The organism is Rhodanobacter sp. C01, from assembly GCF_002001045.1.
In the GTDB taxonomy this organism is placed as follows: domain Bacteria; phylum Pseudomonadota; class Gammaproteobacteria; order Xanthomonadales; family Rhodanobacteraceae; genus Rhodanobacter.
This window is the reverse complement of the sequence record NZ_MUNR01000010.1, coordinates 350,726-376,989: the sequence shown is the minus strand read 5'-3', so window position 1 is coordinate 376,989 and position 26,264 is coordinate 350,726. Positions and strand designations below refer to the sequence as shown.

Here is a 26,264-nt window from a genome sequence, read left to right as displayed (position 1 = left end):
TATGGCTTGAGGTGGACGTTCAGGTATCCGCGTTGGTCGCCCAGCCGTCGCGGGTGCCGCGGGTGAACACGCGATCACCATCAAGCACGTCACCGGCAGCGTGCACAGGCAATTCATGCAGCTTCGCGTAGATCGGCGTGAAGTCGGGGTGCGTCGCATCGAACAATTGCTCGAAGCTGTCGATCACGAAGTAGGTCTGCTGATAGGTATCGATGCGGTAGCGCGTGCTCATCACGCGTTCGAGGCCGAAGCCGATGCGGTTCGGTGACGGAGAATCCAGCGAGTAGATCGACTCGCCCTTGGAGCTGACGATGCCGGCGCCGTAGATGCGCATGCCTTCGTCGGTGTTGATCAGGCCGAACTCCACCGTGTACCAGTACAGGCGGGTGAGGTTCATCAACGCTTCGGGGCCGATCGCGAAGGCCTTCATGCCGCCGCGGCCGTACGCCTGCATGTAGTCGGCGAACACCGGGTTGAGCAGTAGCGGCACGTGGCCGAACAGGTCGTGGAACAGGTCCGGTTCGCTGAGGTAGTCGAGTTGGTCGGGCTTGCGGATCCACCAGCTGACCGGGAAGCGGCGATTGGCCAGGTGATCGAAGAACACCTCGTCCGGCAGCAGGCCTTCCACTGCGACCACTTCCCAGCCGGTGGCGGCGCCGAGGACCTTGTTGAGCTCGGCAAATTTCGGGATGCCGCCGTCGCCGAGACCGAAGCGTTCGACGCCGGCCATGAACTCCTTGCACGCGCGACCGGGCAGCATCTCGCGCTGGCGCTTGAACAGGGTGTCCCATACCTCGTGGTCGGTCCTGCTGTAACTGGCCCACGGCTGCTCGACCACGCCGGTGGCGTAGACCGGCACATAGCCGCGATCGGTCTGTTGATGTTCGACCTTGCGGGGCGTGGTGTTTTCCATGGTGTCGGGTTCCGGCGTGACAGGGGTGATCCGCTTCACAGCATACGGGGGATCCGGCGCATGAAGCTTGTTTTGTTGCCAAGGCAACGCTATTAATTGCATCATCCTTGCGCAACATATGGCATGAATGGAGTTTTATTGCACATGACGTCACTCGACCGTACTGACCTGCGTCTGCTCGCGGTGCTGCAAAGCGAAGGCCGCATTACCAATGCGGAGTTGGCCGAGCGGGTCAGCCTGTCGGCATCGGCCTGTTTGCGCCGGCTGCAACGGCTGGAAGCGGACGGCATCATCACCGGCTATGCCGCGCAGATCGATCCGCAGGCGGTCGGCCTGGGTCTGCAGGCGTTCGTGCGCGTACAGCTGGCCCGGCACGAGGCCGGCGCGATCGAGCATTTCGTCGAGCACGTCAACGGTTGGGATGAGGTTGTCGCATGTCACGCGCTGACCGGTGACATGGACTACCTGCTGCATGTCTATGTGGCCGATTTGCAGGATTTCTCGCGTTTCCTGCTCGACCATTTGTTGAACGCCGCTGGCGTGGCCGATGTCAATTCCAGCTTCGTGCTGCGCACGGTGAAGCGTTCGCCGTCGCTGCCGCTGAGCCAGCTGGAACGTTGAGTACCCGTGGCCATGCCGAGTGACGTTAAACTAATCGACTGATGAGCATCGACACCGCAACGACTCCCAAACGCGACCTGCTGCGCCCGCTGCGTTACCTGTGGCGCGTACCGCTGCTGCTGCTGCACATTGTGCTGGGCGTCCTGCTGTGCGCCTTCATCATGAGCTGGAACCGGCACCGCGTGATGCGAAACGGTCGCGAGCCGTTCGCCCACCGCATGATCCGCTGGTGGTCGGTCGCGCTGCTGCGTATCTTCGGGTTGCGCTCGGTACGGATTGGCCAGCCATTGGCCGATCCGGTGCTGTTCGTCGCCAACCACACCTCGTGGATCGACATCGAGATGCTGCACAGCCAGCGTGCCGCCTGTTTCGTGGCCAAGGCCGAGATCGCCAGCTGGCCGTTGGTCGGCTGGCTCGCTGCGAACGGCGGCACCATCTTCCATCGCCGCGGCAGCAACCATTCGCTGTCGGCCGTGATGCAGGTGATGGTCGAGCGGCTGCACGAGGGCCGTTCGGTGGCGGTATTCCCCGAAGGCGGCACCGGTTACAACGGCGTGCTCAAGGTATTCCATGCGCGCATCTTCCAGGCCGCGCTGGATGCCGAGGTACCGGTGCAGCCAGTGGCGCTGCGCTTTGCGCGAGGTGGCCGTCGCGTCATTGATGCCGGTTTCCGCGAAGACGAGAGTTTCATGGGCAATATCGTGCGTCTGCTGGGTGAAGCGCCGATGGATGCCGAAGTGCATTTCCTCGCGCCGGTACCGGCCAGTCCGGATGCACGCCGTCGCATGGCCGAACAGTCGCGCGAGCGCATCGACGCAGCGTTGCAGGATGTCGTGCCGGACATCCAGCGCGCATGAGCCTGCCGAGCGGAAAGGATTTCCGTCCGCCCTGGCCGCTGCGCAGCGGTCACATCCAGACCATGCTGTCCTCCAGCGGCGTACGTCGCATGCTGCTGCCGCGTGCGGCGCAGACGGTGATGGAAGGTGCAGAGGCAGTTGTGGTTGATGGCGGCGGCGGCGTACGTCTGACCGGCGCCTATACAGCGCAGAAGGTCCAGCCGAAGTCGCGCGGTCTTGCCGTGCTGTTCCACGGCTGGGAGGGCAGCGTCGATTCCACCTATGTGCTGCAGACCGGCAGCCGCCTGCTCGCCGACGGCTGGGATATCTTCCGGCTGAATTTCCGCGACCACGGCGACAGCCACGGGCTCAACGAGGCGCTGTTCCACTCCTGCCGCATTGACGAAGTGGTGCATGCGCTGGGAGATATCGCGCAGCGCTGGCCGGCACGCCCGATCGCGCTGGCCGGCTTCTCGCTGGGCGGCAACTTCGCACTGCGCGCCGCGCTGCAGACCTCGCGCGTGGGCATTCCATTGAGCTACGTGCTGGCGGTGTGCCCGATCATCGATCCCGGCGAGGGTCTGTTCTCGCTGGAGGAATCCGCGCCGTGGTTCTACCAGGCCTACTTCATGCGCAAGTGGCGCCACTCGTTGCAGGCCAAGCAGGCCGCGTTTCCTCAGCATCAGTATTTCGAGATGTCCGAGCTGAAGCAGAACCTGCGCGGGCTGACCGAGGCAATGGTGCTGCGGCATACCGACTTCAAGACACTGCAACAGTATCTGGACGGTTATTCGGTAGCCGGCGATGCCATGCTGGCGATGCAGATTCCCGCCACCATCCTCACCGCGCGCGACGACCCGGTGATCCCGGTCGACGCCTTCGAGAAGCTCCAGCTGCCATCGAACGTGGAGCTCGACATTGCCGACTTCGGCGGCCACTGCGGCTTCATTCGCGGCTACGGCATGACCAGCTTCACCGACGACTACATCGCCGCGCGCTTCAACGCGATCGCCGACCGACATTGAGCCGCGTAGCCGGCTTTATGTCGCACTGCGGTTTGACAGCGTAAATTTAGATCGAGTCAAATCGGATATTCCGGTCAACTTGAGGCCGGCAACCGCCACCATGCCGTTGCTCGCCAGACTTGGCGACGGCTTCAGAGGCCCGGTCATGAAGACTTCGACATGGCGTCGCACCCTGTATCTGGGCATGGCGGCAGTGATGGGAGCCGCCGCTGTCCATGCAGCTGCGCCGCATGGCGAGATCCCGGCTGTATCGAGTCCGGGCCTGTTCCAGACCTCGTTTGAACCCGGCGAACCCACGCCCCTGCCGGCGGCGCCGCATGCCGCATTCGCGGCGCAGGTGGCGGGCGGTCCCGCCAAGGCGTTTGCGCTTGATGCCAAACCGGACGCCGGCTTCACGGGGCTGCATTCGCTGCACTACCAGGGCACGGCGGCCGGCCCTCAGCAGCAGCGCCTGTTCGATGTCGACCTGCCGATACGGGCCGATACGCAACTGTCCTATGTGATTTTTCCCCAACGCGTCGAAGGCGACCTGCGCAACCCGGCCAACTACGTCGCGGTGGATCTGGTTTTCGACGACGGCACGCGCCTGTCCACGCATGGTGCGCGGGATCAGCATCGCATCGCCGCCACGGCACGTGGGCAGGGTGAGGGCCGTACGCTGTATCCGGATCAGTGGAATGTCGTATCGATCGATCTTGGCCACGTTGCCGCGGGACGACGCATCCGCCAGATCGTGCTCGACCACGATGGCCCTGCGGCTGCGTTCGAGGGTTACCTGGACGACCTGCGCATCGGCACCAAACCAGCCGATGCGCGTCAGGGACCGAGCGACTTCGTCGATACGCGTCGCGGCAGCAACGCCAACGCCCGCTTCTCGCGCGGCAATACCTTTCCCGCACTGGCGGTGCCGCACGGTTTCAATTTCTGGACGCCGGTGACCGACGCCAGCGGCAACTGGCTGTATCAGTACCAGGATCACAACGGCCCGGACAACCGGCCACGGCTGCAGGCGTTCGCGCTGTCGCACGAGCCGAGTCCGTGGATGGGCGATCGTCAGACCCTGCAGATGATGCCCGAGGCACAGGCCGATGGCGTGCCGTTGCTCGATCGCATGGCGCGCTCGCTCAGCTTCAGCCATGCCAACGAGACGGCGCATGCGCACGATTACCGCGTGGCGTTCGACAGCGGCATCGTCACCGAGATCGCGCCAACCGACCACGCAGCAATGTTCCGCTTCACTTTCGCCGGGCCGCAGGCGCAACTGTTGTTCGACAACATCAACGACCATGGCAGCATCGCGCTGGACCCCGCCGGGCGCAGCTTCAGCGGCTGGTCCGATGTCAAAAGCCGGCTTTCCACCGGCGCCACGCGGCTGTTCTTCTACGGCACGGTTGATCAGCCGGTGCAGCGCAGCGGCCGGCTGACCGGTGCCGGTCGCGACCATGTCGCCGCATGGCTCGGCTTCGACACGCGTACGCAAAAAGTCGTGAACCTGCGCATCGCAACCTCGCTGATCAGCCTCGACCAGGCCAGGCACAATCTCGCGCTGGAGATCGCGCCTGATGACACGCTGGAAGGCGTGAGTGAGCGTGCGCAGCAGCAATGGGACAGCGTGCTCGGCGCGGTACAGGTACAGGGCGCCAGTCGCGACGAACTCACCACGCTGTATTCCAATCTCTATCGCCTGTTCCTGTATCCGAACGAGGCGTACGAGAACACCGGCAGTGCAGCGCAGCCGCATTACCAGTACGCCAGCCCATTCTCCGTGCCGACCGGCAGCGATACCGACACGCAGACCGGCGCGCGCATCGTCGATGGCAAGCCCTACGTCAACAACGGCTTCTGGGATACCTACCGTACCGCGTGGCCGGCTTACAGCTTGTTCACGCCGACGCAGGCCGGCGAGATGATCGACGGCTTCGTGCAGCAGTATCGCGACGGCGGCTGGATCGCGCGCTGGTCGTCGCCCGGCTACGCCGACCTGATGGTCGGCACCAGCGCCGACGTGGCGTTCAGCGATGCCTGGCTGAAGGGTGTGCACAACTTCGACGTGCGTTCGTTCTACCAGTCCGCGCTGAAGGACGCCACGGTGGTCAGTCCACTCGCCGGCACCGGCCGCAAGGGCCTGCAGCGTTCGATCTTCAACGGCTACACCGACACCGGCGTGGATGAAGGATTGTCGTGGTCGATGGACGGCTATATCAACGACTTCGCGATCGGTAACCTGGCTGCTGCGCTGGCGCAGCGACCCGCGGCGGACGATCCGTATGCAGAGCATTACGCTGACGATGCGACGTACTTCCACAACCGCGCGCTCGACTACGTCAACCTGCTCGATCCCGCAGTGGGCTTCTTCGTCGGCCGCGATGCTGCCGGCCGCTGGCGCTACGACGCCAAGGATTTCGATCCGATCCGCTGGGGCGGGGACTACACCGAAACCGACGCATGGAACATGGCCTTCCACGCCCCGCAGGACGGTGCCGGCCTCGCCGCGTTGTATGGCGGTCGCGCAGGACTGGCCGCCAAGCTCGATGCGTTCTTTGCCATGCCGGGCAACTTCCACGTCGGCAGCTACGGCGAGCCGATCCACGAGATGCTGGAGGCACGTGCGGTACGCATGGGTCAGTACGGCCACAGCAACCAGCCCTCGCACCACATCATCTACATGTACGACCTCGCCGGGCAGCCCTGGAAGGCACAGGACAAGGTGCGCGACGTGCTGTCGCGCCTCTACGTCGGCAGCGAGATCGGCCAGGGCTATCTCGGCGACGAGGACAACGGCGAGATGTCCGGCTGGTATCTGTTCAGCGCCGCCGGTTTCTATCCGCTGCGCATGGGCACGCCCGACTACGTGATCGGCGCGCCGTATTTTCCGCACATGGATATCCGGCTGGAGAACGGCAAACACATCGTGATCAATGCACCCGCGGTCAGCGACAGCAACCGCTATATCCAGAGCCTGCGCGTCAACGGCCAGCCGTGGAACCGGCTGATCCTGCCGCACGCGCTGCTGGCGCAGGGTGCCACGCTGGATTTCACGATGGGGCCGCAGCCTTCGACGTGGGGCAGCGACGAAGCTGCGTTGCCGCCGTCACTGACCGCACACGGCAAGCCGCAACCGTTGCGCGATCTCACCGATGGCGGCCGGGGTGAAGTCAGCAGCTCACCAGCCATCCCGCAGTTGGCGGCGCTGTCCGACAACGACAGCAGCACCGAAGCCGTGCTGCCCTCGGTAGCGACCACGATCAGCTGGCACTTCGCACAACCACGTGAGGTCGCGATGCTCACGCTCACCTCTGGCGCCCGCGCCGCGGCACCCTCGGGCTGGCAGCTGCAGGCATCCGGCGATGGCCAGCATTGGCACACGCTGGATGCGCGCCGACACGAGCGTTTTGCATGGCCGCAGCAGACACGTGCCTTTGCCGTGCATGAACCGGGCAGCTATGCGTATTACCGGCTGCGTTTTGAACCGAATAGCACGAAGCAGGCTCTCGCTGAAATCGAATTGCTCGGAGCGACGCTGTAGGAGCGCACCCTGTGCGCGATGCTCTTTCTGCAATCGCCGGCAAAAGCATCGCGCACAGGGTGCGCTCCAACACGGGTCAGCCGATCGCGCCGAAGGTCCGCTGCCGCATCCAGCAGGCGATGCTCATGCGGTCGCGCGTGGCCGGCAGCACCTCGTGCTCGAACTGCGCGGAGAGAAACAGCAGCAGGGTGCCTGCGTGCGGATAGATGTCGCGATGCGAACCGCCGTCCAGATACAGCCGCACCGCACCGCCATCGGCGTCCTGCCAGTTTTCGTTGAGGTAGAACACCGCCGACACCACGCGCGCATCGTTGTCGCGCAGGCGGTCGATATGCCGCGTGTAACCGGCGCCCGGCGGATACACCGCATAGTGCGATTCGCATTCGACCAGGCCGAGCATCAGCTCGCGGTTGAGTGCAAGGCGAAGCGCGTCGAGGCGATCAGTAAACATCTGCTGTGCCGCGCTCATCGCCCCGGCCTGAAACCAGTGCGTGCTATCGCCGCGCAGTGGTGTAGCAGTGCGTGCGGCACCGACCCGCGCCGGTGTCAGCTGCCGCGCCTCGTGCATGACGCGGCATTCGGCTGCCAACGCCTGCGTCTGCGCGGTCGACAGCAGATCAGCCATCATGCACCAGCCATCGGTGGCCAGCGCGTTCGTCACGCTGCTGAATTCATGGGAGTCGGTATTCATCGGGCGCCAGTGTAACCACGCGCGGCCGTGCTAACGCTTGCGCAGCGGATCAAGCAGCGACGACAACCCGTTGTGATCCAGCTCCAGCATCAATGCCAGCAGCCGACCCAGCTCGCCGTTCGGAAAGCCCTTGCGCGCAAACCACGCGAGATACGCGCCGGGCAGATCGGCGATCAGCCGCCCCTGATACTTGCCATACGGCATGCGCACGCTCACCAGCTTCGGCAGGTCTTCCGTATCCATTACTGTCGCTCCTGCCGTACTACTTCGCGAACAACTGCGCGCGATCCGCGAATGCCTTGAACTCCAGCGCATTGCCGCAGGGATCGAGCAGAAACATCGTGGCCTGCTCGCCGGGCTGGCCCTTGAAGCGGATATGCGGCTCCACCACGAAACGCGTGCCTGCTGCTTGCAGCCGCTCGGCCAGCGCCTGCCACGCATCCATCGACAGCACTACGCCGAAGTGACGCACCGGCACGTTGTCGCCATCCACGTCGTGCGCCGTCACGACACGGGCTTCCTCCGGTGCCAGATGCGCCACGATCTGGTGACCATGGAAATCGAAGTCGACCCAGCTTTCGCTGGAGCGGCCCTCGGGGCAGCCGAGCAGATCGCCGTAGAACGCGCGGGCGTTGGTCAGCGATGTTACGGGGAAGGCGAGGTGGAAGGGTGGAAGATTGCGCATTAGATTCGTCACCGCTTTTTCAACGGTACATCTTCAAGGAACCAAGTCAACGCGAAGGCCAGCACGATGCTGCCGGCGGCCACCAGGTAGACCATGTGCAGCGATCCGCCGAACGCCTGCAGGTAATCCTCCCGCAACACAGGCGGCAACTGGTGAACCGTCGTCGGCCCGAGTGTACGGGGCAATTCGGTCCCGGCGGGAATGAGCTGATCAAGCCGCGCATGCAAGCCGTTGGTGAAGATCGCGCCGAACGCCGCCACGCCGATCGAGCCGCCGATCGAGCGGAACAGCGTCGCGCCGGAGGTCGCCACGCCCATATGCTTGAAATGCACGCTGTTCTGCACGGCGAGGATGAGTACCTGCATCACCATGCCCAGCCCGAGGCCGAGCATGCCGACATACACGTACAGCACCTCGACCGGCGTCGAGTTCTTCAGTGTGCTGAGCAGCGCCATCGCGACAAACGCCAGTCCGGTCCCCGCGATCGGGAAGAAACGATATTTGCCGATCCTGCTGATGATCCGGCCGCTGATGATCGAGCTCACCATGACGCCGCCCATCAGCGGCAGCAGCTGCATGCCGGCCTGCGAAGGCGTGGAGCCCTTGACCACCTGCAGGTAGAGCGGCAGGAAAGTCACCGAACCGAACAGCGACATGCCGATCACCAGCCCGATCAGGCAGCTCAGCAGAAAGGTGCGTTCGCGGAAAAGTTCGAGCGGAATGATCGGTTCGGCCGCGATGCTTTCCTCGTAGATGAAGCCCACGATCGAGATCGCGCCGAATGCGAACGTGCACCAGAGCTGCGCCGATGACCACGGCAGGATCGTGCCGCCCTGGGTCGTGAACAGCACGATGCAGGTCAGCGCCAGAGCGAGGTACGCGGCACCCGGGTAGTCGATCTTGTGCTTCACGTGGGCGACGTGCGGCTTGAAGACCGCCCCGATCACCGCCAGCGCGATGATGCCGAGCGGCAGGTTGATGTAGAAGATCCAGCGCCACGAGAAGTGTTCGACCAGGAAGCCGCCGATCAGCGGCCCGATCACCGTGGCCACCCCGAACACGCCACCGAACATGCCCTGGTAGCGGCCACGCTCGGCCGGCGGTATCACATCGCCGATCGCCGCCATGGTTACCACCAGCAGGCCGCCGCCGCCCAGGCCCTGCAGGGCGCGCATGAAGATGAGCTCGGCCATGTTCTGCGCCAGCCCGCACAGCGCCGAGCCGAGCAGGAACAGCGCAATCGCCACCTGCAGGACGATCTTGCGGCCGAACAGGTCACCCAGCTTGCCGTACAGCGGCACCACGATCGTCGATGCCAGCAGGTAGGACGTGACAACCCACGACAGACTTTCCAGGCCACCCAGCTCACCGACGATCGTCGGCAACGCGGTGGACACGATCGTCTGGTCGAGCGCGGCAAGCAGCATCACCAGCAGCAAGGCCGAGAACAGCAGCCGGATCGGCGGGTGCTCGCGTGTCGGTGCCTGCGGCGAAGCCGTAGCCGTGTCTGCGGCCTCGACGGGTGCGGAAATATCGGCGCTCATGGATGTGCCCGGTCTTGATATTAATTAACTAGGTAATTAATATACGGGGAAGTATCCCAACCAGTCAACAGGCCAGCCCAAGATGGCAGCGCGAAATCCCGACAAGCCGGCGGCACGCGCATCGAAAGCAGCGAAGAAACGCAGCGCCGCCCCGCGCCGGCCCGGTCGACCTAGCGGTAGCGCCAGCGCCATCGATCAGCGCAACCGGCTGATTGACACCGCCCTGACCCTGTTTGCGCAGCAAGGCATCGCCGATACCACGCTCGCCGCGATTGCCAAGGCAGCCGGGGTGACGCCGGCGATGCTGCACTATTACTTCAAGACGCGCGAGCAGTTGCTCGATGTGCTGATCGACGAGCGCTTCCTGCCGGTCCGAAAATCCATCGAGGAGGTGTTCGAGGCCAACGCGGACGATCCGGCGGTGGCGATCATCAAGCTGGTGCAACGCTTCATGAGCATCGCCGAGGAATATCCATGGTTTGCCTCGATATGGATGCGCGGCGTGCTCAGCGAACGCAGCTTGCTCAAGGATCGGATCCGCGAACGTTTCGGCGATGCCCACCAGAAGTCCGCGTTTCAGTGCATCGTGCGCTGGCAGGCCGAAGGACGCTTGAACGCGGATCTCGAACCTTCGCTGGTGTTCATGTCCCTGCTCGGGCTGACCATGCTGCCCCTCACCGCGGTGAAGATGTGGCGCGATGACCCGCTGCGCCGCGAGCTGGGTGCCAAGGAGATCGCGCGGCATGCGCTCGCGTTGCTGATGCATGGCGTGGTGTCGCCGCGGCCTGCCAAGAAGAAGCTTGAGAAACAGGTTCCCTGAGCGAAGATCAGGTCCTTGATCGGGTTGTCGCTCAACCGGCGCTACTCAATCCGCCGCCACGCATCGTCCCTGTGCCCACGCCCGTAGCGCGTCCACCTGCTCGCGCATCAGCACCGACAGCGGCCGCGTCTGCTTCAGCGCACGGAGCAGGGTCGCCTGATCCGGCGGCATGCCGTTGCCGGCCGCGTCGTACAAGGCACTGACGATGGTCTGTTCGATTTCCGCACCGGAATAACCCTTACTGCTTTCGGCAAGTGCAGGCAGGTCGAAGCCGGCGACGTCGAGTTTGCGACGGGCGAGGTGCATCGCGAAGATCTCGCTGCGCACGGAGGCCTGCGGCAAGTCGACGAAAAAGATCTCGTCGAAGCGGCCCTTGCGCAGCAGTTCGGCGGGCAGTTCGTCGACCGCATTCGCGGTGGCGACCACGAAGACCTTCGCTTTGCGCTCGGCCATCCAGGTCAGCAGGTAGCCGAGCACGCGGCGCGATACGCCGCCGTCATCACCGCCACCGGCGAGGCCTTTCTCGATTTCGTCGATCCACAGCACGCACGGCGCCAGCAGCTCGGTGCTGCCGAGTGCCTCGCGCAGGTTCTTCTCGGTCTCGCCTTGGTATTTGTTGTACAGCGTGCCGAAGTCCAAACGCACTAGTGGCACGCCGAAGCCGCCGGCGATCGCCTTCGCCGCCAAGCTCTTGCCGCAACCCTGCACGCCAAGCAGCAGCACGCCCTTCGGTGGATCGAGCATCGGCGTGGCGGAGGGATCGAGGAATACCGTGCGGCGACGCTGTACCCATTCACGCACACGGCTGACGCCGGCGATGTCGGCGAAGCTGGCGGTGGCGTATTCGTAATGCAGCAGGCCGGAGCGGTTGAGCAGGTCGAACTTGGCCTGCATCAGTTCGGGCAGGTCGGCGTGGTTGAGTGCGCCGTCGTTGTAGATCAGCTTGCGCACGATGCGCCGCGCATCCGGCGCGGACAGGCCGAGCAGGTTGCGCACGATGGTGCGTGCGGCATCGTTGTCCACTTCGACCTTGCGGCCCTGTTCGCGTTGCCAGGCCACCGCTTCGCCGCGCAGGATGCCGGCCAGTTCCTTGATGTCCGGCAGCGACAGCGGCACGCGCAGGGCCAGCGCTTCCAGTTCCTCGGGCAGCTCGACCCTGGCGCCGACCAGCACGATGGTGTGCGCGGCGGAGCGTTGTCGCTGCACGATCTCGCGCAGCTGTCGCAAGCTCATCGCATAGCGCAGCAGGGTGTGGAAATCGAACATCAGATAGATGCCGCGTTCGCCTTGCGCACGAATCGCATCCAGCGTGGCGGTGGCATCCGGCGCCACCTCGCCGTCGGTCTGGGCGAAGTCGAGCCGGCTGAGCCCGTCGGTCAGCGTCCAGCGCCACAGCGGATGCAACGCCTGCGCGATGACGTGGCGGAAGCACTCGATCACCCGCTGTTCGTCCACCGTCTCGATCACCAGCAATGGTGTGGCCGCGCGTACCAGCGTGGTCAGATCCTGCAGTTCGCTCATGCAGCCTCCCTATGAAGTACGCCACGTTAGCAGAGCATCACGTGGTTCCTGCGGCGAGGCATGACTTCCTGCACGGCATGACTTCCCTCATGGGGCGCCACCGCGCAAACCTCGTAGGCTGCGGCATCCGCCCGTCGGGCCTGATCGAGCGACAAGCGATGAACAGCCGCAAGCGTTGGTGCAGGATTTCCCCGGTCGCCGTGCTGACGGCGTTGAGTCTGGTCGCTACCGCAGCAGCGCATGCGTCGGCATCGCCCGGGCCGGATGGCTCCCACGAAGGCGTCGCTGGCCAGCCCGGTTGCGAGCGGCTAGATGCACGTGCCTGCCTCGACCTGGCGCTTACCGCGATGGGCGGTCGCGACAAGTTGGCGAGCATCCACAACGTGCAACTCGATGTGATCGGGCACACCGCACTTACCGAGCAGTCGTACCGGCAGGCGCCGTTCATCACCAGCTATGAGCGCGACCAGCTCACGGTGGATTTCGACAAGGGCCGGCTGCAGCAGCATGCCCGCGCCGTATGGCCGGAGTCCGACCCGCATCAGGCAGACATCGAGCAGACCCTGGTGGCCACCGCCCAGGGTGGCGTGTATCGCGGAAAGGATGGCGACTCGCCGTGCGGGTTGTCCGATCTGGAGGACACCCGTGCCACGCTGGCGCTGGGGCCGGAGCGTTTGCTGCTCACCGCGGCGGCCGCGCCTGACCTGCATTACGCCAGCGGCGAATGGCTGCGCTCCACCCCGCACAGCGTGCTGGAGTTCAGCTGGAACGGGCAGCCGGTGCGCGTGCTGCTGAATGCCTTCAACCACCTGCCGGATGCGTTCGAGCGCACGGCGACGTTCCAGGATTTCTGGTTTGCCTGGGGCGACGTCGAGCAGCGCGTCTATTACGACAACTGGAAGCTGCTGGGTGGCATGGTGCTGCCGACCAATCGCATCGAGCAGCGCAACGGCGTGCCGTGGCAGTCGATGCAGATCCTCGATGCCAGCTTTAATGCGACGCTGGACGACAAGACCTTCGCAATGGATGCGGCGGTGGCGACGAAGAGTGCGCAGTCGAAGGGCTGGAACCGTGAATTCAGCGACAAGCACCGCGTCGAGCTGGCGCCGGGCATCGAGCTGTACAGCGGTGCGTGGAATACGACCCTGATCAGGCAGGACGACGGCGTGCTGGTGCTGGAGGCGCCTATCTCGCCGCATTACGTCACCGGCGTGCTGGCCAAGGCGCGCAGCACGTTTGCCGGTATGCCGGTGAAGGCGGTGCTGTCCAGCTCCGATTCGTGGCCGCATATGGCCGGCGTGCGCGAGGCGGTAGCCGAGGACTTGCCGGTGTACATCCTCGACCTGAACCAGCCGCTGCTGGAACGGCTGGTCGCGGCCCCGCATCACTTGCAGCCGGACCATCTGCAAGCCGCGCCCAAAGCCCCGCAATGGCATGTGGTCTCGGGCCGGCAGGAAATCGGCAGCGGGGCGAATCGGGTGGTGATTTACCCGTTGCGCGGGGCCTCCACCGAGCGCCAGTACATGGTGTATTTCCCGCAGCACAAGCTGCTGTATGCCAGCGACACGCTGGCGCTCAATGCCGACCACACACTCTACGATCCGGAACTGATGCACGAGGTGGTGCAGGCGGTGGCGCGCGAGCATCTGGAGGTAACCACGGTCTACGCGATGCACGAGGGCCCGACGCCCTGGTCCGAGGTGGTCCGCCTGGTCGACGCGGCGACGAAATAGCCGCGTCGACCGATATTTCATGCTGGCGGCGTTAGCATCACGGTCTGCCCTTGATGTGAAGGCTGACCGATGCGCACGAAACTGTGGTGGTTGCTCTACCTGCTGGCGGTGCCGGCCTTCGCCGCGCCGCAACTGGACAAGCTGACCCTGCCGAAGGGTTTCCATATCGCGGTGTATTCGGACCAGGTGCCGAATGCGCGCGAGATCACGCTGGGCGCGAAAGGCACCGTGTTCGTGGGCTCGAACAGCGCAGGTAAGGTCTACGCGCTTACCGACACAAAAGGCGACGGTGTGGCCGACAAGGTACGCGTGATCGCCAGCGGGCTGCAGCTGCCGGTCGGCGTGGCGTTCAAGAACGGTGACTTGTATATCTCCGCGGTGAGCCGGATCTACGTGCTGCGCGATATCGAGAACCATCTGGACGATCCGCCGAAACCGGTCGTGGTCACTGACAAGTTTCCCACCGAGACGCACCACGGCTGGAAGTTCATCGCGTTCGGCCCGGACGGCAAGCTGTATGTGCCGATCGGTGCGCCGTGCAACATCTGCGATCCGGGTCCGGATCACGCCAAGCTGACCCGCATGAACGCGGACGGCTCCGACATCGAGGACGTGGCGCACGGCATCCGCAACACGGTCGGTTTCGACTGGCAGCCCGGCAGCGGGCGTCTGTGGTTCACCGACAACGGTCGCGACATGATGGGCGACGACATGCCCAGCGACAAGTTGAACGAGATCACCCGCCCCGGCGAGCACTTCGGCTATCCGTACTGCCATCAGGGCGACACGCTCGATCCCGAATTCGGCAAGGGCAAGAGCTGCAAGGATTACGTGCCGCCGGTGTTGAATCTCGGTGCACACGTGGCCTCGCTAGGCATGCGCTTCTACGAGGGCAAGCAGTTTCCGGCCAGCTACAAGGGCGCGATTCTCATCGCCGAGCACGGCTCGTGGAACCGCAGCAAGAAATCCGGCTACCGGGTGATGACGGTACGTCTGAACGGCAACAAGGTGCTGTCGTACGAGCCGCTGATCAACGGCTTCGAACAGAACGAAAGCGCCTGGGGGCGCCCGGTCGACGTGCAGCCGCTGCCGGATGGCAGTGTGTTGGTGAGTGATGATCTGGCGGGGGCGGTGTATCGGGTAACGTATGAGAAACCATAAGTACCTCGTCATTCCGGCGAAGGCAGGAATGACGAGATTCGAAGTCAGACGGAGAGATTCATGCAGTTACGCAGTGACAATTTCGGGAATGGCCAGCCGATTCCTGCCGAATTCGCCTTCGGCAAGCGTGCCGATCCGTTCGCGCTGTCGGACAACCTGAGCCCGCACCTGGCGTGGCGGGATGCGCCGGCCCCCACCCGCTCGTTCGTGCTCACTTGCATCGATCGCGATGTGCCAAGCCGTGGCGACGATGTGAACAAGGAAGGCCGCACGGTACCGGCTGACCTGCCGCGCGTGGAGTTCGTGCATTGGCTGATGGCCAACATTCCGGCCGAATGCGGCGAGCTCGCGGCCGCCGCGTGCAGTGATGAGATCACTCCACGCGGCAAGCGCGAGCCATTCGGGCCGCCCGGCAGTGTGCAGGGCGTGAATGACTACACCGGCTGGTTCGCCAGCGATGCCGAAATGAGCGGCGAGTATCTCGGTTACGACGGCCCGTGCCCGCCATGGAACGATGCGCTGCTGCATCACTATCACTTCACGGTGTATGCACTCGACGTGGCTGCTTTGCCACTCATCCAGGGCTTTTCGCTGGCCGAGCTGCGTGCGGCGATGGTCGGCCATGTGCTGGCCGAGGCCGAATTGGTCGGTACTTACAGCCTGAATCCGGCGGTGACGGGCTGAGCAAACGTCGGCGTCGCGTGTACGGCGACGCCGGCTACCTTCACACCCGCATGGCACGGGCTGTGTGTGAATGGCGACACGCGGCCACGTTGACCGCAGCCGGCTTTCATTCAAGAGGACACTGCCATGCTTCATTACGCCCTGGTTTTTCTGGTCATCGCCATCATTGCCGCCGTGCTCGGTTTTGGCGGTATTGCGGGTGCCGCGGCCGGGATTGCGAAGATCCTTTTCATCATTTTTCTGATCCTGGCGGTCATCGCGTTTTTCCGGCGCGCGAGTTGAATGGCCGTCCGTTGCAACGTGTTTGCGTCACACTGAAGCCTTTACGGAGCATGCAATGAACAAGCAGGTACAAAACCCCGAGCCGAATGGCAGCCGCATCGACGAGCGCGCCGAACGGGTCAAGCAGGCCACCTCGAATGCCGTGGCGAGTACCAAGGAAGCGGTGGATCGCACGGCCGATCATGTCGAGGAAAGCCTGCATCGCGCCACCGACAAGGCCGCCGATGCGGCGCATCGGGCCAGCGACAAGGCGGCGCACGTCAGTGAACGTAGCCGCGAGGTCTATGACGAGACGATGGATCGCGCGGACGCATGGCTGGAGCAGGCACGCGAATACGTGCGCGAGAAGCCGGTGCAGTCGGTCGCCATCGCGCTAGGCGCGGGCTGGCTGCTTGGCCGTATCCTGCGACGTTGAGCCACGCGACAGCGGAGTCAGGGAATGCACAACGAGGGTGAGTCACCCCGCGAAACGACGGCGCCGGATTCGGCGCCGTCGTCGTCTGGGCTGTTGAACGACATCGGCCAGTTCGGGCGTGCGGTCAGGCGATTGTTCGGCGCGCAGCTGCATCTGCTGGCGGCGGAACTGGGGCTGGCGCGCAGTGCGGTTTCATGGATGCTGCTGGCCGGTCTGGCCGCCACCGTCGCCGGCGTGGGCCTGGGCCTGACCGTGCTGGGTCTGCTGGGGGTAGTACTGGCGACGTGGCTGGGGTCGTGGATCTGGGCGCTGCTGGTGCTGGCGGTGCTGCAGGTGCTGTTCCTGCTGGGCGCGATCGCGCTGTTCCGCCGTTGCATGCACTGGATGAGCCTGCCGGCCACGCGCAACGAATGGAGTGCGATGATGCGTGACACCTTGCAGCAGGCAGAGACCGGGATCCGGACCGGCGCCGTGCCGGGTGATGGGAAGGAGGAGCAGCCGTGAACGTCTTCGATCACCTTGCCAGGGTGCAAATGGCGCAGCTACGCATGAGCGCAGCCCGGCAGGATGTGAGCACGCCCGCTGCGGCGCTGCTGACGCGCGGTCATCAGCATCCGCTGACCACGGTCGGCGTGGCGGCTGGCGCCGGCTTCGTGCTGGGCAGCCTCAACGTGCATCCGTTACGGGTACCGGGGCTGGGGCCGCTGGTTGGTGGTGGGTTGGCCGAGGTGGTTGCCCATGGCACTCGCCTGCTGGCGGAGCTTGGCATGGCCGGATTCGAGGCAGCAAACCGCCGAGCGGATGAAGACGGCCAGGATGCGGCGGCTGGCGAGTCGCCATGAACGAGCCCGAACAACTGCCGTCCCCGCTGGATGAAGGCCCATGTGACGATCTTGCGTTGCAGTTACCGCCGGATCAGCCACCGCGTCCGCGCCAACGGATGACACGCAGCCTGCAGACGATGCGCGGGGTGCGCCGGCACCTGCGCGCAATCCGCATGATATTGAATGCGTTGCTGCTGCTTGCATTGATGTACACCGTCACCCTGACCAAGGCGCTGCTGATTCCGTTGCTGCTGGCTGCCTTCATCGGGCTGGCGCTGAATCCGCTCGTCGCCGCTGGCACACGTATCCACCTGCCGCGTTGGCTTACCGCAAGCGTGCTGATGATCGGCCTGATCGTCGGCATCGGCACCGGCGTCGGTCTGCTGGCACAGCCTGCAGTCGGCTGGTTCCACGGTGCACCGCAGGCGATCAGAAGCTTCGTGCCGAAGCTGAAACATCTGACCCAGCCACTTGAGGCGGCGAACCGCGCCACGCAGACCCTGGTCAATGCCAACACCGGCACCGGCCACGCGCAGGCCACGCCAGCCATGCCGATGACGATCAGCGCGTGGGACGTGGTCACCACCACGCCCAAGGTGCTGGCCGCGGTACTCAGCGTGGTGCTGCTGGTGTTCTTCTTCCTGGTGTATGGCGACACCATGCTGCGCCGGCTGGTGGAGATCACCCCGAGCTTTGGCTACAAGCGCCATGCGGTGGTGATCGTGCGCGGCATCCAGACCGAGGTATCGCGCTACCTGCTGACCGCGTTGCTGATCAATGCGGGTCTTGGTGCGGTCACTGCCGGCATGCTGTGGTTGTACAAGGTGCCCGATCCGCTGCTGTGGGGTGCCGTGGCGATGTTCGCCAACTTCATTCCCTACGTCGGTGCGATCGTCACTACGGCGGTGCTGGCGGTGGTGTGCATGCTCTATGCGAACGAGATGAGCCTGCATGTGTTCCTGCCGGTGCTGACCTTCGCCGGCATCACCGCGTTGGAAGGCAACCTGGTCACGCCGATGATCCAGGGTCGCAGCATGCGGCTGAGCCCGATCGCGATCCTGATCTGGCTGCTGGTATGGGGCTGGCTGTGGGGCATTCCCGGCGCCCTGCTGGCAGTGCCGATGCTGACCTGTACCAAGCTGATCGCCGAGCGCGTGCGCAGCTGGCACTGGTTCGCGGTGATCGTGCAGCGCTGAGGCCGTTACCGCTTTGCCATGTCCGCTGAGTGCTTCAGCCACCCGGCCAGCGAAAGTCGCCAGATGCCCGACTGTCCGGTGACATAGACCGTTTCGCCGTCGGTCGAGACATGCGCTCCCCACGGCATATCCTTGTTGACGACATCGCCCAGGTCGATGGGCCGGCTCCAGTGATCCCCTTGCCTGAAGGCGATGCACAGGCGGCCGAGCCCGCCCTTGGTCTTGCCGTAGTCGAACACGATGAACGACTGGTCGGGCGCGATCGCGGGATCATGCGTGGAGACGTCGGGATCGCCGAGTCCGACGCGCACGGCAGGCAGGTAGCTGCCGTTGCGGTACAGCGAGCGCCAGATATGCATCGCCCGCGCTTTCTTGTCCCAGCGGATGAAATACAAGGTTTCGTCGGCGGCGATGCTTGCAAAATCGACGAAGGGATCGTCATTGATGATCGGCCCGAGCCACACCGGAGTCCCCCAGGCCTCACCCTTGCGCTCCACTTTCCAGATATTGCTGCCTGGCGCCTTGCCGCCGACGAAGTAGTCCTGCGTCAGCGGCTGGCCGTCCGGCGCTGTCGGTCGGTCGGAATTGAACAGCAGGTACGAACCGTCAGGTGAGACGACCGGATCCTGGTCGAACCAGTGGCCTGAAAAACCCGCGATTTGCGGCTTCGCCCAGTGACCTTTGACCTTGTGCGAGACCATGATGGTCTTGTGCGGCCCGTTGCTGCGGTCGAAGAACACCGTGTTGCCATCAGGAGTGAAGGCGAGGGTGTCGTCGCTGTCCGGATGGATGATGCCGTCGAGCGTGATCGGCACGGGTGCTGCGATCGACGCCGTGTCGGGGGACGCATGCGACGCGGCGAAGCAGGGCGCAACGACCGCAAGGCAGAGCGAACAGGCGATGGCGGGAATGCGACTCATGGGGCATGACTTCTCAAGTGGCGTACCGAATGGGGTTTTGCCAGATGCCAAAGCGCAAGGCATGGCGATCCGTCGAGCGGTTGTTTTGGCTGGCATGGACCAGGCTCGACAGCCGCGACAGCGATACTTCCGGACGGTTCGAACCTGGCATGGAGCTACTCCGGCTGGCGTGTCATGAGCAAGGCGTGATCACGTTTTCCGTGTAGCGATGGCCGGCAACGATCAGATCGCGTCTTGCGACAGGTTGAGCAAGGTATAGGAGCGCTGCTCGCCCTCGAATTTGTCGCCGCTCTTGGACACCAGCGTCACGTGTCGCTGCACCATGATTTCATCGCTGACGATGACGCCCTTGCATATCGTGGTGTAGCCGTGCCAGGTGGTCTGGCCCGGGATCACCGACACGTCGATGGTCTTTCCGGCCGTGGTGGTGATCTGCGTCGGCGTTCCACTCTGCTGGCGGTACTGGTCGTCGGATGACGGGCCGCTGCCACTGCCATAGCGGGTCAGCGCGACGACATCATTGAGCGGGTCGACGCGAACCACCCGCACCTGCTCGATGCCGGCTGGTCCGATTTCCCAAGGCTTGGGGATGGTGACCGTCCAGGTGGTTCCCGCGCGGATGTCATCCGGCGCGCTGCCCCACAACAAAGAATTGAAGGTCAGCCCGCTGGTCTCGTCGTCGACGGCACACTTGCCCTTGTAGCAATTGGTGATGCCGTCCTGAAGTATCTTGATATCGTGGGTCACGCCATGGGTTGGATGTCCGTCATAACGACCTTCCTCATCGAAGATGAAGGCCTCCGGGGTGACACCGGTCACCGTATAGTCGGCGCTGCCGCTTATGCGATCGACCTTTTCATTGAATCCCGTTCCCTTTATCGAGACGGTTTTCGAAAACACATCGGACAGACGCTCCCCCACCTTGAGCTTGGGGCTCAGATACGCCGCGGTCGACTCGGCATAGGCCGATGAACCACCCAGGCAAAAGATCGAAGCGAAAAATGCGGCAGTAGCGACAACACGGGAACGGGGATTCATCACGGTCTCCATGGAATGTTCGTTGCCAACAGGCTCCAGGAAGCCTGCAGCCGATCGAGGTTCGCCGCGCCGGCTTTGTGATGTTCGGTGTATCGGGCGTGACGAGTGGTCGGCAGTGATGCTCGAACGGTCAATGACGTCGGCCGACGGATCAGGCCATGCCGAGCGCGCGTCGCGCATCGATACGGAAGCGCCGACTGAGATGGAGTCGCGTGCCGTCGCGCAGCACCACCTCGGCATTGCCCTGGAACAGCGGATGGACTTCGGCCACGCGATCGAGGTTGACCATGATGCCGCGATGGATGCGCAGGAACCGCGCCGGGTCCAGCGTCGCCAGCAGGTGGCGCAGCGTGTCGCGGTGCAGGAAGCGGGCGCTGCCGACATGGAGGTGCACGTAGTTGCCATCGGCACGGATCCAGTCGATGTCGGCCGTGCTGATCACCCGGATATGTTCGCCATGGCGCACGCTGATCCGCTGCGCGTAATCGTCCACGCCCGTCAACGCGGCGGGGTCGGGCTGTGCATGTGACGTGTGCAACCCCTGCCAGTGCTGGTTGATGCGTGCCATCGCCTGGTCGAAACGTGCCTGTTCGATCGGCTTGAGCACATAGTCCACGGCCCTGGCGTCGAAGGCCCGCAGCGCGTGTTCGGCAAACGCAGTGGCGAACACCACCAGTGGCAGGCAATCGGGTGCCAGTTCGTGCAGCAACTCGAAGCCGTCCATGCCCGGCATCTGGATGTCCAGGAACAGCAGGTCCGGGTGTAGTGCACGCACCGCCTGCATCGCCTCGTCGGCATTGCCGCATTCGCCGACGATCTCCACTTCGGCGTGCGAAGCGAGTGCCTGGCGTACCGCGAGACGTGCCAGTACCTCATCGTCGACCAGTACGGCGCGCAGGCGTGGCGTCATGATGCGATGTGCTCGACAAAGGGCAGGTGCACCTCGGCGCGTACGCCGCCACCGGCCAGCGGTGTGAGTTCGAGTCGCGCCGCGTCGCCGAACAGCACGTGCAGGCGCGAACGCGTATTGCCCAGGCCGATACCTTCCGGCGCGCCTGCCGGCGGCAGGCCAAGACCATCGTCGTCCACGCGCAGCTGCAGCTCGTCGCCGGCACGTCGCGTGGAAATGCGCAGGATGCCGGCACCGGGCTTGTTCTGCAGGCCGTGGCGCAGCGCGTTCTCCACCAGCGGCTGCAGGATCAGGTTGGGTACCGCCGCATCGAGGGTGTCGTCGTCCACGTCCAGCTGTGTGCTCAGCCGGTCCTGAAAGCGCACCTGCTGGATGCCGAGGTAGCACGCGAGGAATTCCAGCTCGCGCGACAGCGGTACCTGCGGTGCGTGAGACTCCTCCAGCGTGAGGCGCAGAAAATCGCTGAGTCGCGCGATCATCAGTCGTGCCTGTAGCGGATCGGCCAGTGCCAGCGCCGAGATCGCGTTGAGCGTGTTGAACAGGAAGTGGGGTTGCAACTGCATGCGCAACGCCTGCAGTTGCGACTGCACCAATTGCGTCTCCAGCTGCGTACGCCGCAGGCGCTCGTCACGCAGGTGCCGGCGCGATTCCATTCCGCGCAGCACCACCAGGATCACCCAGTAGGTCACCAGCCCTTGCTGGAACTTGTAGGCGAACTCCATATGGATAAAGCCGCCGAACGTATCCACCGGCATCTTGCCCGGGCCGCACAGGGTCCAGAAGACCAGCAACTGCAGCAGGGTCTGCGCCAGCGCGATGCCGAGGCTGAGGGGCACGTGCACAGCCAGCAGGCGCGGCCAGCCGAAGGCCGCCGTACGTCGCCCGAACCAGCCGATCGCGGCCGCCAGCAGCATCCATAGCCAGAAATCGGCGAGGTTCCATGTCAGTCCACGCAACCAGGCGGCATCGCGCCCTTCGCTGAGCGAGGACAGTCCTGAGGTAAGCGCGTAGGACAACGCCAGCAGCGTCCAGAAACCGAAGGCCAGCGCCCAGTCCCGGAGTCGCTGCGTTCGGCTGTCGGCAGGTGTCTGATCTTCGCCGATGGTGGTCGTCACTTGCGCCACGTTCATGCCCGCAGTGTGCCAGCGCCAGCCGATCGACGGATGTGCCGGAAGATACGCCGGCACGACACGGCGTTCGCGCATCCGCAGCTTCAAGCTGGCGGTCCCGCATCGCGGTGGCAGGAGAGTTCGTCGCCAAGCTGCCATTCCCCACGGCCACCGAGGTGCGCATAGCTGACTCGGTATTTGGCATCGCTGCTGCGTCGGAACACGAAGCGATCGATGTAGCCGCTGGTTGCAGTATTGCGCAGGCTCAGCGTGGTATCGGTCCAACCGGAAGAAACGTAGTGGCGTACGCCACCGCTGTTGTCGAACACGATCATCACGAATTGCCTGGTGGCGCGGTCGTAGCCCCACCATTCGTCCGCGGCGTAGCGATCCGGCGGTGCGTCCGCGTGTTGCATGCGTAACCAGCGACCGTCCATTTCAGCGCTGAAGATTTCGCGGGAATGGATCGGCCTGCCGTTGGAGAACTGGCCAATGCATTGCCATGCACCGACAAACCAGGACAGCGGTGCCAGCTCATTCGTCAGCCCGGTCGGTGCCGGCGTACCGTCCGGGGTGAACGCGGCTTCGCCATCGCCGGAGATACTGGCAATGCTGTCCGGCGCGAAGGTCGCGCGGGCTGCGTCTTTGCTGTCCGTCGCGTGGGTAGCTGGTACGGAAGCCAGAAGGATGGCGAGTGTCGTCGACAAACGCATGTTTGCCCCTCCCTGCGCCGTGCATCCGGCACGTGGATTACCGGACGGGCAACGGCATCGATATGGATGATCTGGCCAGGCTGACATGCGCAAACACTGTCGTCGCCAATCTTGTGACAAGTGGCGTGCCGGCGATGACGAGCGGTGCATCGGCCAGTGCGGGAGGTTGGCGTGCCTTGGGATCGAGGCTGACCTGGCGTTCCGGTATCGGCAGGAGTGGGCGATTGCCGCTGCTGCATCGTCAGCCTGCCGCTTGGCAGCGCATTCCAGCCGCTTGTCACCTTCCCGAATGCGCTTGTCACCGAAGCGAGGCGGCTCGCCGTGCTGCCGTGCAGGCTGATCCGGCGGCAATTCCGCCGTGGACGAGGACAACAGCATGCAAAGGCAACGTCTCTTTCAAATCGGCATGGCATGCGCCGCCGTGCTGGTGCTGGGAACCGAAGCGATGATCGCGGCGAGTCCCGCCGCGGTCGCGGCCGGCATCGACGAGGCCGCCAGGAACGAGTCAGCGGTGATCGCGGTGGACCAGCATTGGCTGGAGGCCGAACTCGGCGGCGACACCGCGTATCTGGACGACCTGCTGCTGCCAGAATACCGTTCGGTCGGTGCCGATGGCGTGGCCCATCCGAAGGCGGCCATCGTGGCGCACGCCGCGAAGAACCGTGGTTCGGATGAGGAGCGGAACAAGGTCGAGGCATGGCTCAAGACGCACCCTTCGGGCAAGTCCGTGGTCATCCATGGCGATACCGCGATTCTTTCGTTCTATGACCCCATGCTGGGTCTCGCGAAGGGGGTGCGCTCCTCGGATATCTTCGTCTATGTCGACGGGCACTGGCACGCGCTGTACTCACAGCATAGCGGGGCGATCAAAGGCTAGCCGTCGACAGGAACAGCGAGCGCGGGTTCACCACGGAATCGTTGCGCCGTCGCGGAAGAAGCGCCCGGTGGGTGCCGGGACCGCCAGGTCGGCGGCCCATACGATCCCGGCCGCGCCACGCGCCACCGGTCGCCCACCAGACCCGCCGAGTTCGGTGGCGACCCAGCCCGGGCACACCGCGTTGACCACGATGCCACTGCCTTCCAGCTCCGTTGCCAGCGTGCGCGTATACGCGTTGAGTGCAGCCTTGGAGGTGCGATAGGCCACGCAACCGGCGCTACTCGAGCCGCTGGCACCGCAACTGCTGGAGACATTGACGATGCGACCGTAGCCATGTCGGCGCATCAGCGGCAGCAGCGCGCTGGTCAGGCGCCAGCTGCCGAATAGATGGGTGTCCAGCGCTGCCTGAGCCGAGGCGAGGTCGGCGTTGCTGGCACTGGCGTCATGGTCGTAGTGACCGCCAGCATTGTTGACCAGCACGTCGAGCCGGCCGTAGGTGATCTCGATCCAGCGCGCCAGCGTGTCGACTTCGTCCTGGCGGGTCACGTCGAGCTGCACGGCGATCACCTCGCCGGGTGCGCCGGCCAGCTTGCGCGCGGCGTGCAAGCCTTTGTCCAGGTCGCGCGCGCCGAGCAGCACGGTCATGCCGCGTTCGCTGAGCTGGCGTGCCACCTCGAAACCGAGACCGCGATTGGCGCCGGTGACGAGCGCCACGCGATAGATCGGTGTGATCGCCGGCGTCACCACCGGTATGCGCCGGGCAGGGCGGCTCATGGCGCGGCAGCGGAGTCGGCCTTGGCAACGGCGCTGCAATGCTCGTCACCGCAGGCCTGCCAGCCGCCACCGAGTGCCTTGTACAACGCCACGGCGCGGGTGTTGATCGACGCTTCGGCCTGGGCCAGATCGTCCTCGGCGGACAGCTGGGTGCGTTCGGCATCGAGCAGTTCGAGGAAGCTGGTGGCACCTTCCTGGTAACGCACCTGCGCCAGTTCCTCGGCACGCTTGCTCTGCGTGCTCTGTTCGATCAGGTGATCGACGCGCACGCGCTGCTGGTTGAAACCGGTGACGGCGTTGTCGATATCCTCGATCGCCAACAGTACGGTCTGCTGGTAGTTCGCCTGTGCTGCATCGGCGCGTGCTTCACTGGCATGCAGGTTGGCGCGCACGCGCTGCACGTTCAGGCCGGGCCAGCTGATGCTCGGTGCCAGCGACCACGCGCGTGTCGACGGACTGCCGAAATCGTTGCTGCGTCCGGCCAGGAAACCGAGGAAACCACCGAGCGTGATGTGCGGGAAGAAATCCGCCTTGGCCACGCCGATGCGCGCGGTGGCGGCGGCGTATTCGCGCTCGGCGACATGCACATCGGGCCGGTGCGCCAGCACGTCGCCGGCGTCGCCGATCGGCAGGTTGATCGCGATCGGCGTGAAGCTCTTCGGCGAGACGTCGATGTCGAGTTCGCCCGGTCGCTCGCCCAGCAGCACGGCAAGGCGGAATTCGCTGGCACTGACTTGCGTCTGCAGTACCGGCAGCTGTGCCTGCACCGCGCTCAGCCGTGCCTTGGCGCTCGCGACATCCTGCTCTGAACCGGAGCCGAGCTGATTGCGTACTTCGGTCAGGTGCACCGTCTGCTGCTGATTGTCGATATCGCGCTGGGCGATATCGAGCCGCAGCTGGCTGCCGCGCAATTCGAAATAGTTGCGCGCGACTTCGGCCAGCAGGCTGACCTGGGCATCGTGCAACGCGGCCTCGCTGGCGCCGAGGTCGGCGTGCGAGGCTTCGACCGAACGCCGCACGCCACCGAACAGATCCAGCTCCCACGACGCATCGAAACCGGCCTGATAGGTGGTCACGGTAGTGCGTTGACTGGTGAAGCCGGGCTCCTGCTCGCGACTTCGCGTGTAATTCAGATCGGTGTCCACGGTCGGCAATTGATCGGACTTGGCGCTGCTCAGCAGCGCCCGCGATTCATGCAATCGCGCCACCGCCATGCGCAGGTCAAGATTGTTCGCGGCGGCACGCTGGATCAACGCATCCAGCGTGGGGTCGTTGAACTGCTTCCACCACGCGGCCTGGAATTGCGCATTGCTTTCCTGCGTGGCATCGAGTCCCTGCAGCTGTGGCGCGACGGGTTTCACTTCGTGATAGTTCGGGCCCACGCTGGCACAGCCGGCGAGGATCAGGGCCGCGCTGAGCGCGGCGATCTTGAGGAGCGTTTTCATC

General features: G+C 64.5%; 28 protein-coding genes. 14 read left to right on the top strand and 14 right to left on the bottom strand.

The features are described 5' to 3' along the window. Positions 1–19: 19 nt before the first annotated feature. Complete coding sequence (gene phhA, locus B0E50_RS09035; protein WP_077440845.1) at positions 20–913, bottom strand: phenylalanine 4-monooxygenase; 894 nt, start codon at positions 911–913, stop codon at positions 20–22. 144 nt (positions 914–1,057) lie between these two features. Here phhA and B0E50_RS09030 point away from each other — a divergent pair, with 144 nt between their 5' ends. From B0E50_RS09030 to B0E50_RS09015, 4 genes are all read left to right on the top strand, one after another. Further along, positions 1,058–1,534 carry an Lrp/AsnC family transcriptional regulator gene (locus B0E50_RS09030; RefSeq protein WP_077440844.1) on the top strand — a complete coding sequence of 159 codons (477 nt, stop codon included), beginning with the start codon at positions 1,058–1,060 and terminating at the stop codon, positions 1,532–1,534. Positions 1,535–1,575: 41 nt separating this feature from the next. After that, positions 1,576–2,391 (top strand): lysophospholipid acyltransferase family protein, encoded by an 816-nt coding sequence (locus B0E50_RS09025; protein WP_077440843.1) that lies wholly within the window; start codon positions 1,576–1,578, stop codon positions 2,389–2,391. Continuing rightward, positions 2,388–3,395: an alpha/beta fold hydrolase gene (locus B0E50_RS09020; protein WP_077440842.1), complete on the top strand. Its 1,008-nt coding sequence runs from the start codon at positions 2,388–2,390 to the stop codon at positions 3,393–3,395. The genes B0E50_RS09025 and B0E50_RS09020 overlap by 4 nt, the downstream gene beginning before the upstream one ends. A 145-nt stretch (positions 3,396–3,540) precedes the next feature. Continuing rightward, entirely contained in the window at positions 3,541–6,921 is a 3,381-nt protein-coding gene (locus B0E50_RS09015; protein ID WP_254427226.1) for a GH92 family glycosyl hydrolase, read from the top strand. Positions 6,922–6,997: 76 nt separating this feature from the next. Here the strand turns inward: B0E50_RS09015 and B0E50_RS09010 are convergent, their stop codons facing one another. Genes B0E50_RS09010 through B0E50_RS08995 form a run of 4 tightly spaced genes read right to left on the bottom strand, consistent with a single transcriptional unit; the run spans position 6,998 to position 9,841 of the window. Beyond that, entirely contained in the window at positions 6,998–7,612 is a 615-nt protein-coding gene (locus B0E50_RS09010; protein ID WP_077440841.1) for a 2OG-Fe(II) oxygenase, read from the bottom strand. Positions 7,613–7,642: 30 nt separating this feature from the next. Further along, positions 7,643–7,855 carry a DUF3820 family protein gene (locus B0E50_RS09005; protein WP_077440840.1) on the bottom strand — a complete coding sequence of 71 codons (213 nt, stop codon included), beginning with the start codon at positions 7,853–7,855 and terminating at the stop codon, positions 7,643–7,645. Positions 7,856–7,874: 19 nt separating this feature from the next. Further along, positions 7,875–8,297, bottom strand: coding sequence for a VOC family protein (locus B0E50_RS09000; protein WP_077440839.1), 423 nt, complete (start codon positions 8,295–8,297; stop codon positions 7,875–7,877). Positions 8,298–8,305: 8 nt separating this feature from the next. Beyond that, entirely contained in the window at positions 8,306–9,841 is a 1,536-nt protein-coding gene (locus tag B0E50_RS08995; protein ID WP_077440838.1) for an MDR family MFS transporter, read from the bottom strand. Positions 9,842–9,923: 82 nt separating this feature from the next. Between B0E50_RS08995 and B0E50_RS08990 the strand changes: the two genes are divergently transcribed. Continuing rightward, complete coding sequence (locus tag B0E50_RS08990) at positions 9,924–10,661, top strand: TetR/AcrR family transcriptional regulator (RefSeq protein ID WP_077440837.1); 738 nt, start codon at positions 9,924–9,926, stop codon at positions 10,659–10,661. A gap of 45 nt (positions 10,662–10,706) precedes the next feature. On the opposite strand, the gene B0E50_RS08985 is transcribed toward B0E50_RS08990, so the two are convergent. Beyond that, positions 10,707–12,182 (bottom strand): AAA family ATPase, encoded by a 1,476-nt coding sequence (locus tag B0E50_RS08985; protein ID WP_077440836.1) that lies wholly within the window; start codon positions 12,180–12,182, stop codon positions 10,707–10,709. A 158-nt stretch (positions 12,183–12,340) separates the two neighbouring features. Between B0E50_RS08985 and B0E50_RS08980 the strand changes: the two genes are divergently transcribed. The 8 genes from B0E50_RS08980 (at position 12,341) to B0E50_RS08945 (ending at position 18,477) form a co-directional block, all read left to right on the top strand. Further along, positions 12,341–13,915, top strand: coding sequence for an MBL fold metallo-hydrolase (locus tag B0E50_RS08980; RefSeq protein WP_139350811.1), 1,575 nt, complete (start codon positions 12,341–12,343; stop codon positions 13,913–13,915). A gap of 69 nt (positions 13,916–13,984) precedes the next feature. Then, positions 13,985–15,076, top strand: coding sequence for a PQQ-dependent sugar dehydrogenase (locus B0E50_RS08975; protein ID WP_077440834.1), 1,092 nt, complete (start codon positions 13,985–13,987; stop codon positions 15,074–15,076). A gap of 60 nt (positions 15,077–15,136) precedes the next feature. Beyond that, complete coding sequence (locus B0E50_RS08970; protein ID WP_077440833.1) at positions 15,137–15,760, top strand: YbhB/YbcL family Raf kinase inhibitor-like protein; 624 nt, start codon at positions 15,137–15,139, stop codon at positions 15,758–15,760. Positions 15,761–15,886: 126 nt separating this feature from the next. After that, positions 15,887–16,042, top strand: coding sequence for a DUF1328 domain-containing protein (locus B0E50_RS08965; protein WP_077440832.1), 156 nt, complete (start codon positions 15,887–15,889; stop codon positions 16,040–16,042). A 55-nt stretch (positions 16,043–16,097) separates the two neighbouring features. Continuing rightward, positions 16,098–16,457 carry a DUF883 family protein gene (locus tag B0E50_RS08960; RefSeq protein ID WP_077440831.1) on the top strand — a complete coding sequence of 120 codons (360 nt, stop codon included), beginning with the start codon at positions 16,098–16,100 and terminating at the stop codon, positions 16,455–16,457. 24 nt (positions 16,458–16,481) lie between these two features. Further along, positions 16,482–16,961, top strand: a complete 480-nt coding sequence (locus tag B0E50_RS08955; protein WP_077440830.1) for a hypothetical protein — start codon at positions 16,482–16,484, stop codon at positions 16,959–16,961. Next, a complete protein-coding gene (locus B0E50_RS08950) occupies positions 16,958–17,299 on the top strand; it encodes a DUF883 C-terminal domain-containing protein (protein ID WP_077440829.1) in 342 nt (113 codons plus the stop codon). Before B0E50_RS08955 ends, B0E50_RS08950 begins: the two co-directional genes overlap by 4 nt. A gap of 98 nt (positions 17,300–17,397) precedes the next feature. Then, positions 17,398–18,477 (top strand): AI-2E family transporter, encoded by a 1,080-nt coding sequence (locus B0E50_RS08945; RefSeq protein ID WP_254427236.1) that lies wholly within the window; start codon positions 17,398–17,400, stop codon positions 18,475–18,477. 5 nt (positions 18,478–18,482) lie between these two features. Here the strand turns inward: B0E50_RS08945 and B0E50_RS08940 are convergent, their stop codons facing one another. From B0E50_RS08940 to B0E50_RS18185, 6 genes are all read right to left on the bottom strand, one after another. Then, positions 18,483–19,397 carry a PD40 domain-containing protein gene (locus B0E50_RS08940; RefSeq protein WP_168170851.1) on the bottom strand — a complete coding sequence of 305 codons (915 nt, stop codon included), beginning with the start codon at positions 19,395–19,397 and terminating at the stop codon, positions 18,483–18,485. Between the two features lie 13 nt (positions 19,398–19,410). Continuing rightward, the gene (locus B0E50_RS18190) at positions 19,411–19,548 is read right to left on the bottom strand and encodes a hypothetical protein (RefSeq protein ID WP_168170850.1); all 138 of its coding nucleotides are present in this window, start codon (positions 19,546–19,548) and stop codon (positions 19,411–19,413) included. A gap of 71 nt (positions 19,549–19,619) precedes the next feature. Next, positions 19,620–20,615 (bottom strand): hypothetical protein, encoded by a 996-nt coding sequence (locus B0E50_RS08935; RefSeq protein ID WP_139350810.1) that lies wholly within the window; start codon positions 20,613–20,615, stop codon positions 19,620–19,622. Next, positions 20,587–21,345 carry a response regulator gene (locus tag B0E50_RS08930; protein WP_254427225.1) on the bottom strand — a complete coding sequence of 253 codons (759 nt, stop codon included), beginning with the start codon at positions 21,343–21,345 and terminating at the stop codon, positions 20,587–20,589. The genes B0E50_RS08935 and B0E50_RS08930 overlap by 29 nt, the downstream gene beginning before the upstream one ends. Then, positions 21,342–22,550: a histidine kinase gene (locus B0E50_RS08925; RefSeq protein ID WP_254427224.1), complete on the bottom strand. Its 1,209-nt coding sequence runs from the start codon at positions 22,548–22,550 to the stop codon at positions 21,342–21,344. The genes B0E50_RS08930 and B0E50_RS08925 overlap by 4 nt, the downstream gene beginning before the upstream one ends. A gap of 8 nt (positions 22,551–22,558) precedes the next feature. Continuing rightward, entirely contained in the window at positions 22,559–23,167 is a 609-nt protein-coding gene (locus B0E50_RS18185; RefSeq protein ID WP_077440825.1) for a DUF1579 family protein, read from the bottom strand. 358 nt (positions 23,168–23,525) lie between these two features. On the opposite strand from B0E50_RS18185, the gene B0E50_RS08915 reads away from it, so the two are divergent. Beyond that, complete coding sequence (locus tag B0E50_RS08915) at positions 23,526–24,044, top strand: nuclear transport factor 2 family protein (RefSeq protein ID WP_254427223.1); 519 nt, start codon at positions 23,526–23,528, stop codon at positions 24,042–24,044. A gap of 27 nt (positions 24,045–24,071) precedes the next feature. On the opposite strand, the gene B0E50_RS08910 is transcribed toward B0E50_RS08915, so the two are convergent. Both B0E50_RS08910 and B0E50_RS08905 read right to left on the bottom strand, forming a co-directional pair. Beyond that, positions 24,072–24,818: an SDR family NAD(P)-dependent oxidoreductase gene (locus B0E50_RS08910; protein WP_077440824.1), complete on the bottom strand. Its 747-nt coding sequence runs from the start codon at positions 24,816–24,818 to the stop codon at positions 24,072–24,074. Beyond that, positions 24,815–26,263 carry an efflux transporter outer membrane subunit gene (locus B0E50_RS08905; RefSeq protein WP_077440823.1) on the bottom strand — a complete coding sequence of 483 codons (1,449 nt, stop codon included), beginning with the start codon at positions 26,261–26,263 and terminating at the stop codon, positions 24,815–24,817. The genes B0E50_RS08910 and B0E50_RS08905 overlap by 4 nt, the downstream gene beginning before the upstream one ends. Position 26,264: the final 1 nt, after the last annotated feature.